General features: G+C 67.9%; 16 protein-coding genes. 5 read left to right on the top strand and 11 right to left on the bottom strand.

The window, feature by feature from the left end:
* Nucleotides 1-37 precede the first annotated feature (37 nt).
* The 3 genes from MOX02_RS10135 to MOX02_RS10145 all read left to right on the top strand — a co-directional run bounded on the left by MOX02_RS10135 (nt 38) and on the right by MOX02_RS10145 (nt 2,030).
* Nucleotides 38-292: a hypothetical protein gene (locus MOX02_RS10135; protein WP_147025670.1), complete on the top strand. Its 255-nt coding sequence runs from the start codon at nt 38-40 to the stop codon at nt 290-292.
* On the top strand, nt 285-533 hold the full coding sequence (locus MOX02_RS10140) for a hypothetical protein (protein WP_147025671.1): 249 nt from the start codon (nt 285-287) through the stop codon (nt 531-533). Before MOX02_RS10135 ends, MOX02_RS10140 begins: the two co-directional genes overlap by 8 nt.
* A 195-nt stretch (nt 534-728) precedes the next feature.
* Nucleotides 729-2,030, top strand: a complete 1,302-nt coding sequence (locus tag MOX02_RS10145) for a glycosyl hydrolase family 28-related protein (protein ID WP_147025672.1) — start codon at nt 729-731, stop codon at nt 2,028-2,030.
* A 68-nt stretch (nt 2,031-2,098) separates the two neighbouring features.
* Here the strand turns inward: MOX02_RS10145 and MOX02_RS10150 are convergent, their stop codons facing one another.
* From MOX02_RS10150 to MOX02_RS10185, 8 genes are all read right to left on the bottom strand, one after another.
* A complete protein-coding gene (locus MOX02_RS10150; protein WP_147025673.1) occupies nt 2,099-2,452 on the bottom strand; it encodes a hypothetical protein in 354 nt (117 codons plus the stop codon).
* Between the two features lie 84 nt (nt 2,453-2,536).
* Nucleotides 2,537-2,947 (bottom strand): hypothetical protein, encoded by a 411-nt coding sequence (locus MOX02_RS10155; protein WP_147025674.1) that lies wholly within the window; start codon nt 2,945-2,947, stop codon nt 2,537-2,539.
* Nucleotides 2,947-3,195, bottom strand: a complete 249-nt coding sequence (locus tag MOX02_RS10160) for a hypothetical protein (protein ID WP_147025675.1) — start codon at nt 3,193-3,195, stop codon at nt 2,947-2,949. The genes MOX02_RS10155 and MOX02_RS10160 overlap by 1 nt, the downstream gene beginning before the upstream one ends.
* A 1-nt stretch (nt 3,196) precedes the next feature.
* Nucleotides 3,197-3,955 carry a hypothetical protein gene (locus tag MOX02_RS10165; RefSeq protein ID WP_147025676.1) on the bottom strand — a complete coding sequence of 253 codons (759 nt, stop codon included), beginning with the start codon at nt 3,953-3,955 and terminating at the stop codon, nt 3,197-3,199.
* A 171-nt stretch (nt 3,956-4,126) separates the two neighbouring features.
* On the bottom strand, nt 4,127-4,399 hold the full coding sequence (locus MOX02_RS10170) for a hypothetical protein (RefSeq protein WP_147025677.1): 273 nt from the start codon (nt 4,397-4,399) through the stop codon (nt 4,127-4,129).
* Between the two features lie 8 nt (nt 4,400-4,407).
* On the bottom strand, nt 4,408-6,003 hold the full coding sequence (locus tag MOX02_RS10175) for a hypothetical protein (RefSeq protein WP_147025678.1): 1,596 nt from the start codon (nt 6,001-6,003) through the stop codon (nt 4,408-4,410).
* A gap of 69 nt (nt 6,004-6,072) precedes the next feature.
* Nucleotides 6,073-6,474: a hypothetical protein gene (locus tag MOX02_RS10180; protein ID WP_147025679.1), complete on the bottom strand. Its 402-nt coding sequence runs from the start codon at nt 6,472-6,474 to the stop codon at nt 6,073-6,075.
* A gap of 2 nt (nt 6,475-6,476) precedes the next feature.
* Nucleotides 6,477-7,625 carry a hypothetical protein gene (locus tag MOX02_RS10185; RefSeq protein ID WP_147025680.1) on the bottom strand — a complete coding sequence of 383 codons (1,149 nt, stop codon included), beginning with the start codon at nt 7,623-7,625 and terminating at the stop codon, nt 6,477-6,479.
* Between the two features lie 205 nt (nt 7,626-7,830).
* On the opposite strand from MOX02_RS10185, the gene MOX02_RS10190 reads away from it, so the two are divergent.
* Together MOX02_RS10190 and MOX02_RS10195 are read left to right on the top strand one after the other, a co-directional pair.
* Nucleotides 7,831-8,625: an ABC transporter permease gene (locus MOX02_RS10190; RefSeq protein WP_147025681.1), complete on the top strand. Its 795-nt coding sequence runs from the start codon at nt 7,831-7,833 to the stop codon at nt 8,623-8,625.
* Nucleotides 8,626-8,731: 106 nt separating this feature from the next.
* On the top strand, nt 8,732-8,986 hold the full coding sequence (locus MOX02_RS10195; protein ID WP_147025682.1) for a hypothetical protein: 255 nt from the start codon (nt 8,732-8,734) through the stop codon (nt 8,984-8,986).
* Between the two features lie 194 nt (nt 8,987-9,180).
* Here MOX02_RS10195 and MOX02_RS10200 read toward each other — a convergent pair whose 3' ends face one another.
* Genes MOX02_RS10200 through MOX02_RS10210 form a run of 3 tightly spaced genes read right to left on the bottom strand, consistent with a single transcriptional unit; the run spans nt 9,181 to nt 15,158 of the window.
* On the bottom strand, nt 9,181-12,426 hold the full coding sequence (locus MOX02_RS10200; RefSeq protein WP_147025683.1) for a hypothetical protein: 3,246 nt from the start codon (nt 12,424-12,426) through the stop codon (nt 9,181-9,183).
* Nucleotides 12,426-14,435, bottom strand: coding sequence for a glycoside hydrolase family 73 protein (locus tag MOX02_RS10205; protein WP_147025684.1), 2,010 nt, complete (start codon nt 14,433-14,435; stop codon nt 12,426-12,428). The genes MOX02_RS10200 and MOX02_RS10205 overlap by 1 nt, the downstream gene beginning before the upstream one ends.
* Before the next feature lie 6 nt (nt 14,436-14,441).
* Complete coding sequence (locus MOX02_RS10210) at nt 14,442-15,158, bottom strand: hypothetical protein (protein ID WP_147025685.1); 717 nt, start codon at nt 15,156-15,158, stop codon at nt 14,442-14,444.
* Nucleotides 15,159-15,167 lie beyond the last annotated feature (9 nt).

Raw genomic sequence — 15,167 nt, forward strand, 5'->3', positions numbered from 1 at the left:
CTGTTGGGCCTGCTGCAGAGTGCGGATCGGATCGACGATGGCGATGAGAACGACCTACGTGGTGCAGACCTTCGTGCTGAAGCGAAAGCGGCTCGTGCCGGGCGATCGCCAAGTGGCCGGAACTGAGAGTGGCGCTATGAAGAAGGCAGAAGCGATGGCAGGCCGCATGCCGGGTACCGCAGCGCTCAAGATCGTGGCCGACGACGAGACCGGCGAGCTGGAGAGTGCGACGATCCTGGCGCAGTTCGGTGAGGTGCCGGACGATTTCGCGGAGAGCCTGCAGGGTGGCTGAGACGATGCAGCGTCCGCTACCGGTGCAGACGAGGAAGGTGCTCGAGGTGCTGACCGACCAGTTCGCCACGCCGACCGCCATCGCTCGAGACGCGTGCCTTCCGGGGCGGGAGCGCACCTCCGCGGCCGAGCGGATCTGCGAGGCGCTGGAGCGGCGCGGGCTGGCCGAGCGAGGCGGGTCGAAGCAGCAGCCGAAGTGGCGGCGGCTACCGAATAGCGACATCGACACCGCACGAGTTTGAACATGGGACCGTGAGGCGGTGGCGGCGGGCGGCCTCGCCGGGGCCGCTTCATCATGCCCTATGCACGCATTCAACCTGCCGTTGCATCCGGGTCACTTTGATACCTCTCGGCTCCGGCTCCTCCGCGGCAGATTGCTCGCATAGGTTGACACCGTACCAAGAAATCGTGCTCTCCCTCGGCGCAAAGGGAATCGCATGTTCAGCGTAGCAGACTATCCATCAATCCAAGCCGCCATAGATGCCGCCGAAGCCTCCTCAATCGGAGGGGCAGTATACATACCTGCCGGCGTCTACAACATTGAAGAAACTCTGAGAGTTTCAAAATCAGGGATCGGTATCTTTGGCGATGGACCAGAATCAACGGTCCTTCTTTCACATGACCCGATGCGCGATGCCATCCATGTTGCGTCACAGGACGGCCGCCACCTCCATGGCTTCTCGTTGCGCGACGTCTGTTTCAAGAGCGCCAATCACCCGCGCACCGGGGGCGCCTACGTTCATCTCGACACCGTGCAGACGGTGGCGATGGAGCGGATCGTGATGAACGAGCCCTTCATCGGCTTCCATCTGTCCAACACGACGATCCTGGATCTCTCCAAGTTCGACATCCGCTCACCGCAGGTCGACGGCGTCGGCATCCTTATCGACGGGGATGCCGACAGCAACGATCATTGGATCCATCACGGCATCATCCGCGGCAATCCAAGCCTCAAAAGCCGGGCTGGAGTCGAGATCCGCAACAGTGGTTTCTCCACCATCGATTCGATCGACGCCTACCAGTGCGGCACTGGATTGCTACTGCGTTCCGACTCGTTCGAGGCGCCGCGGATGCCCGGTCGCGCGCAGGTTGAGCACATCTGGACTCGATCGTGTTCGTGGGACACCTGCCTTGAAGATGGTCTCCGTATCGAGGCCGTAGGCGAGGGTCGGGTGCGGCGGGTTCGGAGCCTTGGCGACTGGTATGCTTCGAACTTCGGCTGCGGCGTTCGTATTAAAGGCTCAGACTTCATCGGTCCTGATGGAGCAAGCATCCTTGGTGTCGACTTCATCGACGCCCATAGCTTCGTGAACCATGAGGACGGCTTCCACATCGACCACGCGGATTATTGGACCATCCAAACCTGTAAAGTAGCCGGTAACGGCCATCCGTCGCCGGGGCAGCATGATGGGGTCCGCGTCGTTTCGCGTGCTGATCACTTCAAGATTATCGACAACATTATTGGCGATACGGAACTCTTCCCACGCTTCTGCCAGGACTACGGCATCAGAGTCGAGGCCGGATCGACGGACCGGTATCGCATCACGGGCAACGATCTATCCTGCAATCGAACCGGTGGCCTGCTTGATGAAGGCACAGGCCGCAAGATCGTACGGGGCAACATCGACTGGAATGATGGAGCGACGTGGACTGAAGAGCCGGCACCGGTTGAACCGGCCGTCTCAGCGGCGCCTATGAGGCAGGCCAAAGGACGCTTCGGCTGGCCTAGGCGCGCCTAAACGCAGAGGCGCCCCCAGCCGAAGCCGGGGGCGCCTGAGGGCTGTTAACAGATGTCAACGGCAGCGCGTCACTCCGGCCGGCGCATGAAGGCCTTCAGCATTGCGTCGCGCGTCTCCTTCATCTCGCTCCGCACCGAGGATACCATGTCGTCGATCCGGTGCTCCAGACGGCTGATGACGTCGCCCGTCACGTACTTCTGAGCCACCTCGACCTTGAAGGCGTTGAGGGTGTCCTCAAGCCGCCGGATCTCGATCTTGGCCGCGGACATGTCGATGGTCAGCGGTGAGACTGCTTCCCGCGTGCCCGTCTTCAGCTTGGCCAACGCCCAGTCGGCCGCCTTTGCGAGCCCCCACAGCGCCGCGATGCAGGCGACGAGGGCCGGCCACGTGATCGGGCCGGGCGCGAGGAACGAGGTGTCCATGTCGTGAGGCCCCCACAGGCCAGGATGGGCGCGCCGGTGTTCCGGTCGCGCGGAGTGGCCCACCTCTTCGAGGCGGGAGAGGTGCTACTTGGAGAAGACCTTGCGGACGGTCGCGGCCACGCCCGAGACGCCGATCACCGCCATGACGATCGACCACTCCATCTTGTCGTAGGGCGATGGCAGCTTCGCCACGGCCCAGTTGAAGTGGCAGGTCGAGTCGAGGACGATCGCGCCGAAGTGGATCATGCAAAGCCCGAACGCGGTCGGGATCATCCAGGCCGTGGCCCAGGATTCCCGCTGCGCGGCGCGCTCGCCCGCGATCACCCGCCGCTCCTCGACGTAGGCCGAGATCGCAGCGTTGTTCACCGCGACGTCGGCGCCGATGTCGGCTTGGTGCTTGGCGAGCTCGGTGTCGGACCGCTTCTTCAGCACCTCGACGACGCCGTTCGCGATGCCCGGCAGGCCGAGCAGCAGCTTGGCGACGAATGCCCACATCAGCGGGCGCCCGCGTCGGGCCCGCGCGCCGCGTCGCGCAGGCTCTTGAGCATCGGCACCAGGACGAGGCGGGCTAGCATCAGGCAGCCGCCGATTCGGGTGCCGTAGCCCTCGTACCCAGCTGGCAGCACGGTATTCCAGTCGAAGCCGACCAGGGCGCTGAGGACGTCCGGCAGCGAGAACAGGACGGCGAGCAGGTAGACGCGGAAGCCGACGAGGCGCGCGTTGAGGCGCTGGATCAGGTTCATGTCAGGCCGCCTTGCGCGAGAGGAAGATGTGGATCCGCGACCAAAAGCCGGGCTCGGCCGGGGAGGGCGCAGAAGAAGGCCCACCCAAGGCGGGCTGGGAGGGAAGCTTAGGAGGAGAGCTCGGCGCCGGCTCGACGCTGCCCGTCATGGGCGTGAGCGGGTCGGGCGCCTTCGGCGGCGGGGCCGGATCGGGGACTCGGACCGAGACCAAGAGTGCCGCTCGGACCTGCACCTGGTAGCCAGCGATGAGCTTGTCGCAGTCGGTGCCGTTGATGATCCGCCGTGCGCCTACCGCGTCGGTCCGGCCCGGCCCGAAGTAGTCCGCGAGCTTCTTGCCGGTGAACCAGCCCTCGACCATACCGTAGAACATGATCGCGGCCGCCACATCGGGCCGCATCGCCAGCGCTGGCGTCTTCACGAGATCCTCGCTGGCCTTGAGGAAGCCGAGCGCGCGCAGGCGCTTCGTGGCCTTGGCGTAGTTCGCCTCCCAGGTCAGCTGCACGTACCCGCGGCCCCAGAAGCCGGTCGGGCCATACTTCCTGCCCTTGCCGCGACCGAACTCCTCGATCGGCTGCATCGTGCGGGCCGTTTCGTGGAAGGTGGTGGCGAGGCAGTAGGCGGTCTTCTCGACGCCGAGGTCGGCCGGGCAGGCATCGAGGATCGCCGACATGCCGTTGACCTGGCTCTGCGTCAGGTGACCGCTGAACGGCTGCCGGCGCACCGCGTCGAAGAACGCGGCGCGATCGAGATCGAACGCCATGGTAGGGGTCCCGCAGACAAGGAAAGGGCCGCACAGGGCGGCCAGGATGGGCGACACGTCGGGAGGCGAGGCCGGTCAGGCCTCGGCGTCGGCGAAAGGCATGGCGGGCGGCCTCCGGACACGAAAAAGCCGCCCGAAGGCGGCTTGGGTGGTCAGCGTTCTGAGGGCTTCTCAGCCAGCGGCCATCCGCTGGTGCGCGGCATCGCTGAAGCGGTGCAGCTCACCTCCCGCATCTCGCACGAGCCAATCCCCTTCGAGCAGCACGACGCGCCCGCCCGAGGTCATCAGGAACCAAGCGGAAGCCGCGCCGATCTGATGCACCGCTCCGACTTCGGAATGCGGCAGCTCATGGGCTGCGGCGAGCCACGCCGGCCAGGACGGATCGTCCGGAGTGCGCGCATCACCGGCCATCTGCACTGCGTCGCCTTCGATGGTCAGCTTCATGTCCGTCCTCACGCATTAGGCAGGCCGATGCAGCCCTGCACCGAGTAGGCGCCCGTCGGAGCGCCGGAGAGCCCGGTGCTATTGCCGGCCGTGTTGCCGAAAGCCTCGATGTCTCGCAGCGTGAGCTGCTTCGTACCGGCCTTGGCTGCCGTCACAAGGGCAGGATCCGCATAGAAGCCGTAGGCCGTGTTGTAGATCGCGCTGATGTCGTTGGCCTTGAAGCTGACGACGGTGCCGTTCACGGCGACGCCGTTGCCGCTGTTGAACGAGGCTTCGCCGCCGCCGACACGGCAGATGCCGCCGCTGAACACGGCAGCCGTACCAGTGCAGAACTTGGCGGCCAGACGCCCGATGTCGATGATCGCACCCGCGACCTGCCCGTCCGCGACGGTGAGGCCGCAACCGACCGCGCCCGCGATCGGCGCATTGAGAGCGTTTTTGCCGCTCGACGAGATCCAGAGCGTGTCGGCCAGGAAATCGATGATGCTCGCCGAATTGATCAGCACCGCATAGTCGATGCAGGTGTCCCAGTTGAACTGCGAGCCCGAGAACACCTGCGGGTTCGGCTTGCCGGGCGCCATAGCCGTGCTGGTGACGAGGCCGTTGCGCGCCAGCGCTGCGCCACCCGACAGGAACTTTACGCCGCCGGCCCCGCCCGCGACGTGGACGGCGTGACGAGCGGACTGAATGATCTCAGCCCCGCCGTCCCACGTGAACTCGGCCCCGAAATTCGGACCTGCGATCGTCAGCCCGTCGTTGTTGAAGCCGGCCATGTCGCAGCCGGTCATGCGGGCATGGTAGAAATCGATCCAGGTCACACCGTTGAAGAGGAATTTGCCGGTCGCCGCGCCGCTGTAGAGGTCCTTCAGGTCGCCTGGGCGCACGTTGCGCATCGTGGCGTTGCGGGTCCGCTGCATCAGCACGGCCGAGCCGCCGGTGCGATTGACCAGCGACGCGAACTTGAAGTTCTCGAACACGCCGTTCCAGTGATCGTTGGTGCCGTCGCCTACGACCAGGATGTGATTGGCGGCGTCGCCGCCGTAGCCGCCGATGAGGGCCGAGTTATCGCCGAGCCCGACCAGCCCTTGGGTGTTGGACGGCATGACAAACTGCGTGCCCTTGTAGGGCCGCTCGAGGAGCAGCACCTTCCGACCCGTCGCGGCCGCCGCGTTGAAACCGGCTGTTGCATCCCCATCGGGAGCAGCCACGCCGAACTCCTCGGGCAGGACGTACATGCCCTGCAGCTTCTCGGCGATCAGCTTGTTGACCGCACCCGTGCCCGCTTGCGCGTAGACCTTCGCGCCCTTGATCGCGTCGCCGACCGGATTGCCCTCGGTGGCCTTCTCGGCATCGGTGGTGTTGCTGACCTTGTTCAGCCCCAGCACCTGCTTGGCGACGTTGGGCGTCACGTCCTGCGGCTGCCCCGCGCCATTGGCCGGGTTCGCCTTCAGCGTGAGCGCCGGCATCGCTGCCAGCGCGTCGTTGTCGAACGACCCGTCCTCGAGGTCGACGCGCAGGGCGGTGCCGCCCACGCGGTTGACTGTGATGCGGCGCCCGCCGCGCACGTCGATTGGGAAGTTGGGCGACTGCGGGGGGGCGGACATGCGGGCTCCGGGCACGAAAAAGCCCGCCGGTTGAGGGCGGGCCGGTGCAGGCAGGGCGGGCACGGCGGCTCAGACGAGCCGAACGGGCTCGTCGAAGATCTCGGCCGTCTCCGGACCGATCGTGACGGCGATCCGCACGTCGTAGAGGCCGGGCGGGATGCAGCGCGCCCAGCCGTCCGGGAACACGGCCTCGACGATGCCGAGCGTGGCCAGCGCCAGGATGCCGTTTGGATAGGACGCGGTCAGGACCGGCGCCGGCTCGCAAGCCTGCCCCGCGCAGAGCCCGAGGTCCCACCAGCGCGGCCGCCGCGGCGTCACGGTCAGCATGGCCGCCGAGACCGTCGAGAAGTCGATCAGCCCGGCATCGGTGACATCGACCCGGCCGTCGGCGCGGCGCCCGCGGAGGATCTGTCGGAAGCGCCACTGCCCGCGGCGCGGGACCGAGCGCAGCGTGTTCAGGAAGGCCGGCATGCTCAGATCTTCATGTAGAAGGTGCCGAGCCTTCCCGGCTGCAGGGTCGAGATCGGCACCCCGCCGCCGGGGTTGCTGATCGGCACGTTGTAGGGGGTGGGCGGCGTCGACTGGGTGTTGACCGCGACTCCAGGCGCCACGGCCGTCACCGCGGTGCCGCCGCCGGACCCGATCGGCACGGTGTTCGGGTAGTAGGTGTCGGTGACGTTCGGGTAGTTCACCGTGACTTGGCCGTCCGGCAAGTCCGCCGGCAGGTTCCCCAGTGCGAGGTCCTGGATGTCATCGGCGCCGGTCTGACCCGGCAGCTGCGCGTCGCCGAAGATCGAGAAGCGCGCCGCCACCGTGCCGGTCGAGCCCGGGTTCGCCGCCGCCGACATCGTGATCGTGTTGCCATTGCGGTCCGACACGTAGGTGCCGGCCGGGACCCCCGCCGCGGTGATCATCATGTAGCGGGTGATGCGGGAGCCGTCCGCCACCGTCGCCGTGACCTGCCCGGCCGTGAGCGTCAGGTTCGTCGAGGTCTGGATCTTGTTCGCGGCCGAGGACCCCATGTCGTCGAGGCCGACCGCGACGAGGCCCTGCATGGTCGGCACGGCGATCGGCTTGCCGGCCGTGAAATCGTCCGCCGCGTTCTGGCCGCGCCCGCCCGTGACCGGCGCGATTCCATCGCCGAAGGTGTTCCAGAGGTAGAGGTAGAGCGCCCGGGCGCTGACGCTGGCGAGCTCCGTCGCGCCCGAGCCCGCCCCGCCGACAGTGCGGCCGTTCATCCGCACCCAGCCGGGCTTGATCGAGGCGTCCATCCGCCAGACCACGTCGCCGGTCGTGTTGATCGCCGTCGGATCGATCGTATCCGGATCGGTGCCGCCATCGGTGGCCACGGCCTCACCCAGCCCATCATCGTTCCAGAGCGGCTCGTCGTAGGCGCCGCAGACCTCCTCCCGGTAGAGTCCGGCCGGCAGATAGACGCGCGGGAAGCGGCCGAAGCCGTCTGCCACGACGGGCCAGGGCAGGGCGTCGGTCAGCTCGGGGTCGGCGTAGACCGTGAGCGGGTCCGTCGTGCCGGCCGCGTAGAAGTAGGCGCGCGGCACGAGGTGCGGGCGCCCGTCGGCGTCGAGCACCTGCTGGCGCGACAGCGGCCAGGAGATCGTCATGGAGGGCTCCGGAAACGACGAAGCCCCGCTCGGGGGCGGGGCTCGGGTCAGGCGGCGAACGGCTCGCGCACGTCTCGGGACGGTGGCGGTTTGCGGTGGTTCGCCCGTCGGGTCAAGTCCGATCGACGAAGACCGGTAGTTCACACTTTGGACTTGATCGTAGGGAATCCAACGGCCCTGACTTCGCAGTCCTCGCGAGGAACGTATGAGCGCCGGCCAAGCCATCCAGAGTGGAAAAAGAAGCCCAACGGAAGCTTACCTGCGGGTGTTGCATGCACTTATGCTGCGCGACATGCGAACGAGATTCGGGGGCTCTCATCTGGGCTACGCCGTCGTAGTGCTGTGGCCCGTCGTTCACGTCTTTATACTTGTCAGCGTATATGTGTTCCGGAAGGTGCCCGCGCCTATCGGGGACAGCAGGGCCTTGTTTTTCGCATCAGGCTGCGTGACCGTTCTGATATTCCAGTACATCTCAAGAGAAGTGATGAAAGCGGTCATGATGAACAGGCCGCTAACCTACTATCCTCAGGTAAAGCTTATTGATGTCGTGTTTGCCAGAATAATCGTTGAAATAGTCACGGGATTCCTTGGATTACTAACGGTAATGGCTATTCTCGCTGCGTTTGGAGTAAATCCATTTCCTGCGGATCCGATTACAGCGATTTCTGGCTACTGCGCAGCGATTTTATTGGGAATTGGGATTGGTACAGTCAATATTGGTATTATTTCATTTTTCCCAGCATGGCTCATGGGCTACCAGCTTTTCAGTATTGTTATGTACATAGCTTCAGGCACTATGTTCCTGCCAAGCTATCTGCCAAAAGAGCTATATGAGATAATGAAGTATAACCCAGCCGTTCAGATCGTGGAGTGGGTCAGGCTGGGCTACTATCCGAACTTGGGCGTTAAAGTAGATTATATGTACGTCATTCTTTTTTCTTTGACTTCACTCACACTTGGCCTTTTGCTGGAGCGGTATGTTGTTCGTCAACGAACTTAGGGTTGCGCTTCTGAAATGATATGCACGACAGTCGAAGCGGGCTGCGTTCGCCGTGCTTACGATTGTCGTCACCACGCGCGGTGCATGGACGTGGGATAGCCCAGAGATGGCATGCGAGCCGCGGTTCGCGTACCGTCCCGCCATGTCCCGCTGGCTTCTCGCCCCACTCTGCACCGTCGTCTTCGCCGCACCGACCGTCGGTCTGCTCATGACTGTGTGGCCGATGACGCGTCTCAGCGGGCGCATCTTCGCCGCAGAGCTGGAGGTGTTCGCACTGGCCGCCCTGACGCTCGGGATCAGCGCGGTGCTGGCGAGGGCAGTAACCGATCCGGCAGTGGCGCGGACGGGGCGGGCCAGATGACCCGCGCTCTCTGGATAATCGCTCAGGCCGCCGCCATCCTTGCCCTCACGTGGCTGATGATGGGCAACGCAGACCCGCGGCCCGATCCGCGCCTTTCGGGCCCGCTGGCGTGGCTCGTGATGGCTTTCTTCGCCACCTGCATCGTGGCGTTCGCGACGGCTCTGCTCACCAACCTCTGGGACTGGTGCTTCCGCCTACTGCGACGGGTGCACGGTGAGTTGCAGGGGCTCCCCTTCCGCGCCGGACGCGCGGTTGCCCGACTGCGCCGCGCGCGCCGTGATGCGAGTCAGGCGGTCGAGCAGGGCGATCGTGGACGCGCCCGGCTTGGCGTTCGCGAGTTGAGCCAGCCGCCGCCCGCCCTCCGCTGAGGTCATCAGCTCGGCGAGCCGGTCCACATTCTTGCCGGCCTGCCACTCGTCGAGGCGAGCCATGATGCGGCTCGGCAGCTTCAAACCGCCTGTCGCCGCCGCACCGGCGCCCGACTTCACGAGGCCACCGTCCTTCAGCTCCTCGCGCAACGCGGTGTTGAAGGTCGTCTTCGAGCCGATCGCCTGACGCTCGCCCGTCGCCTCCATGATGTCGAGGAGACGGGAGAAGCCGGAGTTGATCGCCTCGCCGTTCGGCAGGGCACGGACCGCCGCCTCCAAGCTCTCGCGCTGGAGGCCGTTGCCGCGGATCGCGGTGGCGAACCGGGCACCGCCCGTCTGGTTCGGCTTGCCGCCGACCTTCTGCGTCGCCTCGGCGAACTCGGTGCCGAGGTAGGTGCGCACGAGCTGCTGAGCCGCAAGCGGGTTGCTGCGGGCGACGGCAGAAACCGCGGCGTCCACCTCGCGCGCCGATCCCTCGACGGGCTTCGACGGGAAGAGGGCCGCGATCGCCTCCTTCACCTTCGGGCTTTTCGCGATACGGCCGAGCGGCGAGCGCTCGATCGCCTCGCGGGCCTGATGGGCGTTGGCGAGACGGGTGAGCTTCGCCCGCGCCTCCGGGATCTGGCTGAGGAGGTCCTCGTTCTGGCGGATCGCCGCCTGGATCTTCGCCTCGGTGGCGCCGCCGTCCGACCCGCTCACCTCGTCGAGGATGCGGGTCACCTGGCGGCCCTCAAAAGCGCGGCGGGCCTCCGGCGTCGCGTTGGCCAAGAACTCGCGGGCAGCCGTAGCGCCCTGGACCTCGCCCGGCACCTGCTCGGCGGGCTTCGCCATGCGGCTCGTGCGCGGATCCTGCTGGACGACGCGGCCGAGAGGGGTGTTGCCGGCGAAGGGCTCCAGCGGACGCGAGTTGGCCGCGAAGTTCCGGTCGGCCGTTGCCACCTCAGGCACCGCCTTCAGCTCGCCGTCGAGCGACCGGCGCGCGATCTCCAGGTCGCGAACCTTGGTCTTGTCGCCGAGATCCCGGGCGGCGTCGATCTGCTGGTCGAGGCGCTCGCGCGCGTGCAGCAGCCCCTCGACGGTGAGGTCGGTCTCGCCGCCGGGTCCGAACAGGTCGCGGCGGGCCTCTTGGAGCGCGCGCCGGACGTCGCCCTTCGCGGTGCGCAGCTGCTCGTCGATCGCGTCGAGGGCGTTCTGCGGGTTCACCTGCCCGAACCGGACGTCCGGGATCTCCTCGGTGACCGTCGTGCTCTTCACAAGCGGTGCCGGCGGCTCTCGCATCGCGCCGACCGTCCGCTCGTAGGCGGCGAGCGCGTCCATCTCCTCGCCCCGCATCAGGGCGCCGAGCACCCGCTCGCGGATGTCGGGATGCACCGAGGCGGGATCGACGCCGGCCCGAGCGAGATCGCCGTCGAGGCGGCTCTCGGCCTGGGACAGCGCGGCACGGTACTCGTCGAGGACCTGCCCGGCCTGGGAGCGGGCGGAGGCGGCCTGCCGCTCGGCGCCGATCGGATAGGACGGCACGCCCCGCTGCTCGTTCTGGAGCTTGCGCAGCAGCTCGTTCGTGATGTCGCGCGCCGCGCCGCCGTCCGCATCGGGCTTCAGGTAGCCGTGCTCAATCAGGTGCTCGCGCCAGAAGTTGTCGATCGACTTGCCGCCTTCCCGGGAGACGTTGCCGAGCCCCGGGATGTTGAAGCGGTGGAGGTCGGTGGCGCGCGCGTCGCCGCCGAGATCGATGCCGCCGTTGCGGGCGATGAAGCGGGCGAGGCTCTCCGGGCCGGCCGAGGCGCCGGCCTCGACGGTCGGCGGCGGGTCGAGTGGGCGGGGCGCCGCGTCGGTGAACTGCGGGCGGCTGTACTGCGGCTGGGTGACGACCGGCTCGCCCGGGCGCTCCACCGTGACGGTGCGCTCGACGCCGACTTCCTCCGGCACGGCGCGGGCCGCGGCGTAGTCGGGATTCGCCTGCGCCTGCCGGGCAGCCTCGCGGGCGTCGGCGACGCCGCGCATCTCGCGCTGGATCACCTGGCCGGCCTGGTCCGGCGTGACGCGCGGGCCGGCCGCCTGGGTCGCGCGGATCACGGCCTGCCCCTCCGGCGTGCCGGCGACGCCGGCCCGCGCCGCGGCCTGCACGGATTCGCCGACCTGCGAGGGCGTGGCGCCGGCGGGCGCGATCGTGTCGAGACCGGCCCGACCGGCGTCCTCGATCTGCCGCGCCTGCTTCGTGAAGAACTCGGCGAGGCCGCCCTCGCCCTCGACTACGCGGAGCACGTCGCCCATGCGGCGCGGCCCGACCACCTTCTGGAGAGCCTGCGGCCAGGAGAGATCGACACCGCGCGCCTGCGCGTCCGTCATCAGCCGCTGGACCTGCCCGAACTCGTCCGGGGCCAGCTTGCCCGCGGATCGGTCGAAGATCCGCTCGGCCGCGCCCGGGCGGCCCGCCACCGCAATGCCGACGCCGGTCGCGAGGCCCGCAGCACCGCGTGCCCACGGCTCAAGCTCGGTGCCTTTCGTGGCCTGCCCAGCGGTTTCGCTGGCGACGGCCGGCGCGGAGACGTGCTTGGCAAACTGCTTCGCCACGGCCTTCGCGCCCTCCTGGGCGACCTTGCCGACGCCCGCGCCCGGCAGGAACTCCGCGATCGTCCCAGCGTACTCGCCGGCCACGGTCTGCGGCTTGTAGAGCGGCTGGGTCGCCGCCTCGAGGCCGTGGATCGCGGTCTCGCCCGGCTTCGGCAAGTCGGACGGCGAGGGGATGCTGCTGGTCGAGCGGGTGTCGACGCCGAGGTCCGAGTTCGGCGTGCCGCCGAAGGCTCGGATCACGCCACGCGCCGCCGCGCCGGCTCCGGCATCGGCGAGCCCGTAGAGCGTCTGGGGCAAGTCGACCGCGCCGGCCGCCCCCTTGATCAGCCCCGCGCCCGCCGCTTGAACGACGTCGCCCACGGTCGAGGCGGCACGGCTGAGTATTGACGGCTCGGCGGCCTTAGCCTCCGGCACGTCGTCGAACAGCCCGCCCTTCTTCGCGGGTGCAGCGCCCGAGGCCGCCTGCGGCGCGTCGGGCACGTCGTCGAACAGCCCCATCAGTCGTCGAGCCTCTTCGGGTCGATCCCATAGGCGCGCAGCCGCTCGGCGACCACCGCCTTGTCCTTGCCCGCCTTCACGGCGGCCTTGGCCTCGGAGATGGCGCGGCCGGCGCTGTAGCCGTCCGGCAGCGGCGTGCGGTCCGCGTCTTTCGCGACAGTCGGCGCGCCCGGCTGGCTACCCTTCTGCGCGCCCTGGTACTCCCGGAATCGGGTGTAGGGGCTCGGCAGGGCGCGGATCGCCTGATCGGCCTCAGCTTGGCTCATCTCGCTCCGCAGCGCCTTGCCCGCGATCTCGCCGGCGGCCGCCTGGTAGTCCGCCAGCCCGCGGAAAGTGTCGGCGATGATCGCGTTGCCGCCCTGGCTCTTCAGGAGCGACGGCAGAGAGTTCTTGAAGGCCGCGCCCTCGCGGTCCGACGTGGCGCCGGAGCCCGGCACGCGCATCTGCGGGGTGAGCTTGTCGACGAGCGCCGAGAAGGCCTCCATTTCGCCCATCTTGCCGCCGGTCAGGCTGTTGGCGATGGAGGTGAGGCTGACATCGTTCGCGTACTGCGCGAGGCCGAGCCGGGCCTCGGCGAGGCGACCCGTGTTGATCTGGGCGGCGAAGTTCGAGAGCGTCTCGATGTCGGCGCGCAGTGGCACGGCCCGGTCGGCCGCCTCCACCATCTCGCCGTAGCGCTTGGCCGCGAGCTCGTTCGCCTTCTCGGAGAACTTGCCGGCGCCCTTCGTGTCGACGTTGACCGTAGTTTTGCCGCTGCCGATGCCGAACGGCTTGCCGTCGGCGCCCATCCCGGCCGGCTGATCCGCGGTCAGACCGTAGGCGGTCCGCTCCTCAGGCGTCATCGGCCGCGGCTGCTGACCGGCGATGATGACCCGCGACTTGTCCGGGTCGGTTGGGTGCAGCGCCACCATGCCGACGCCCGGCATGCTCTGATAGGTGAACTTGTCGTCCTTCTCGGCCTTGTAGATCGGCTGCCCGTTCGTCACGTCGACCACGGTGTCGCCCACCGTCGCGGTCTGCCGCTTGCCCTGGCCCATGGGGATGATCTGCGCCGTCGACTGGTTGAAGAGCACGGGCTGGTCGCCCATCGTGGTCAGCGACCACGCGCTCTCCTTCCCCTTCAGCAGGTTGCCGTAGATCTGGGTCGCGAAGGCGCGCGTCTCCGGGTTGCGCCACGCCGCGGTGAGGGCGGTCTGCATCTGCGGCGTGATCCGGGCCGCGGGCGAGCCGAACCCGGCGAAGCCCTGCGCAGCGGGCGCGGCGGCCGCCGGCACGGGCTGGCCCGGGATCTGGAACCCGGCCGGCTGAGCGTCGGGCGCCGGCATGTCAGCCTGCGGGATCCCGCGGGCGATCGAGAGCACCTTGGCGCCGTACTTCGGGTCGGTCGCGTAGCCCGAGCGCTGCAGGGCGTCGGCCTGCGCCTCCAGTCCCTGCGCGCCCTTCAGGCCAGCATAGCGGGGATTGGCGTTGATGAAGTCGGCATAGCCCGCGGCGCTCGCCGCCATGGAGGGGAACGCCCGGAAGCTGTCGTTCACGCGGGTCGGGACGCCATCGATCACCTCGGTGGTCGCCAGCGTGTTCCCGCCAGGGGAACCGTGCGACTTGATCCCGAAATAGTTGTTGCCCGGGGCCGACCTGCCCCAGCCTGTCTCGATCGCCGACTGCGCCAGGATGATGCGCGGGTCGACGCCGGTCGCCTTCGAGGCCTCGATCGCGTGCGGCATCATCGCGGAGATGAAGTCGGCGTTGGACCCGGCGAGCTTCGGCGATACGGACGGGGCCGAGCCGCTCAGGCCCACGAAGGTCGGGGTGGATCGCGGCGATGCGGCGTCAGCGGCGGCCGGCGCGGACGCGACAGCAGCCGGAGCCGTCGAGCCGCCCTGGTAGGCGCTCATCAGGTTGGTGATCAGGTCCGGCGCCTCTTCCTCGAGGGCCTGCTTACGCGCGGCCGTGTAGGAATCGCCGAAGCTCTTCCCGATGCCGCTCACCATCTCGTAGACGCTGGGCATCGGCGATCACCCGAAGATGCTGAAGGCGGAGGACAGGTTCTTCCCGATGTTGCCCATCGCGTTGCCGTTGCCCGCCAGCGCGCCGAGGCCACCGGAGAAGATGTTGGCGATGCCGAGGATACCGCCGAGCTCGTTCTGAGCCTGCTGCTGCTTCGCCTTGTAGCCGTCCATGACGAGACCGGCGTTCGTGACGCCGGAGTTGTAGGCGATGTTGCCCTTCGCCGCGCCGATCGTGCCGGCGAGGTTACCCATCTGCCCGAACGTGCCGGCCTGCCCTGTGCTCGCGGCGAAGCGCTCGGCGTCGAGACCCTTCAGGCCGTTCAGCCAGTTGCCGTACTCGGAGGAGGCAAGCCCGGAGGCGAACTTCATCGCGTCCGCGTCGGCGTTGCCGGACGCCAGCGTGCCGTTCACGGCGCGGATGCGCTGCAGGCCTTCCATGCCCTGGTCGAGGTTGAACGTGTAGCCTGGGCTCGCCGTGAAGGCGGAGCGGGCCCGCGTGGTGCCGTCGGCGCCGTTCACGCCGAGCGCGTCCTGGTAGAGCGCGGAGCCCTTCCCGTACTCGGTGGCGAGGTTGCCGAAGATGCCGCCCGCCTTGCCGTAGGCGTCGGCGCCGCGGGCGTAGCCCTCGTCGAGGTAGCTGTTGGCGGAATCCTGGCCCATGGCCACGGTCTTCTGCGCCCCCTGGACGTACTTGGTCGGGCTCGGGCCCCCGAAGATGCTCATGGTGGATCC

It is taken from the genome of Methylobacterium oxalidis, assembly GCF_007992195.1.
Taxonomy (GTDB): Bacteria; Pseudomonadota; Alphaproteobacteria; order Rhizobiales; family Beijerinckiaceae; genus Methylobacterium; species Methylobacterium oxalidis.

Excerpts from the sequence above, each read along its gene's own strand:
- MOX02_RS10135 (WP_147025670.1), top strand. The coding sequence starts at position 38 with ATGGCGATGAGAACGACCTACGTGGTGCAGACCTTCGTGCTGAAGCGA.
- MOX02_RS10145 (WP_147025672.1), top strand. The coding sequence starts at position 729 with ATGTTCAGCGTAGCAGACTATCCATCAATCCAAGCCGCCATAGATGCC.
- MOX02_RS10150 (WP_147025673.1), bottom strand. The coding sequence starts at position 2,452 with ATGGACACCTCGTTCCTCGCGCCCGGCCCGATCACGTGGCCGGCCCTC.
- MOX02_RS10155 (WP_147025674.1), bottom strand. The coding sequence starts at position 2,947 with ATGTGGGCATTCGTCGCCAAGCTGCTGCTCGGCCTGCCGGGCATCGCG.
- MOX02_RS10160 (WP_147025675.1), bottom strand. The coding sequence starts at position 3,195 with ATGAACCTGATCCAGCGCCTCAACGCGCGCCTCGTCGGCTTCCGCGTC.
- MOX02_RS10165 (WP_147025676.1), bottom strand. The coding sequence starts at position 3,955 with ATGGCGTTCGATCTCGATCGCGCCGCGTTCTTCGACGCGGTGCGCCGG.
- MOX02_RS10170 (WP_147025677.1), bottom strand. The coding sequence starts at position 4,399 with ATGAAGCTGACCATCGAAGGCGACGCAGTGCAGATGGCCGGTGATGCG.
- MOX02_RS10175 (WP_147025678.1), bottom strand. The coding sequence starts at position 6,003 with ATGTCCGCCCCCCCGCAGTCGCCCAACTTCCCAATCGACGTGCGCGGC.
- MOX02_RS10180 (WP_147025679.1), bottom strand. The coding sequence starts at position 6,474 with ATGCCGGCCTTCCTGAACACGCTGCGCTCGGTCCCGCGCCGCGGGCAG.
- MOX02_RS10185 (WP_147025680.1), bottom strand. The coding sequence starts at position 7,625 with ATGACGATCTCCTGGCCGCTGTCGCGCCAGCAGGTGCTCGACGCCGAC.
- MOX02_RS10190 (WP_147025681.1), top strand. The coding sequence starts at position 7,831 with ATGAGCGCCGGCCAAGCCATCCAGAGTGGAAAAAGAAGCCCAACGGAA.
- MOX02_RS10195 (WP_147025682.1), top strand. The coding sequence starts at position 8,732 with ATGGCATGCGAGCCGCGGTTCGCGTACCGTCCCGCCATGTCCCGCTGG.
- MOX02_RS10200 (WP_147025683.1), bottom strand. The coding sequence starts at position 12,426 with ATGGGGCTGTTCGACGACGTGCCCGACGCGCCGCAGGCGGCCTCGGGC.
- MOX02_RS10205 (WP_147025684.1), bottom strand. The coding sequence starts at position 14,435 with ATGCCCAGCGTCTACGAGATGGTGAGCGGCATCGGGAAGAGCTTCGGC.
- MOX02_RS10210 (WP_147025685.1), bottom strand. The coding sequence starts at position 15,158 with ATGAGCATCTTCGGGGGCCCGAGCCCGACCAAGTACGTCCAGGGGGCG.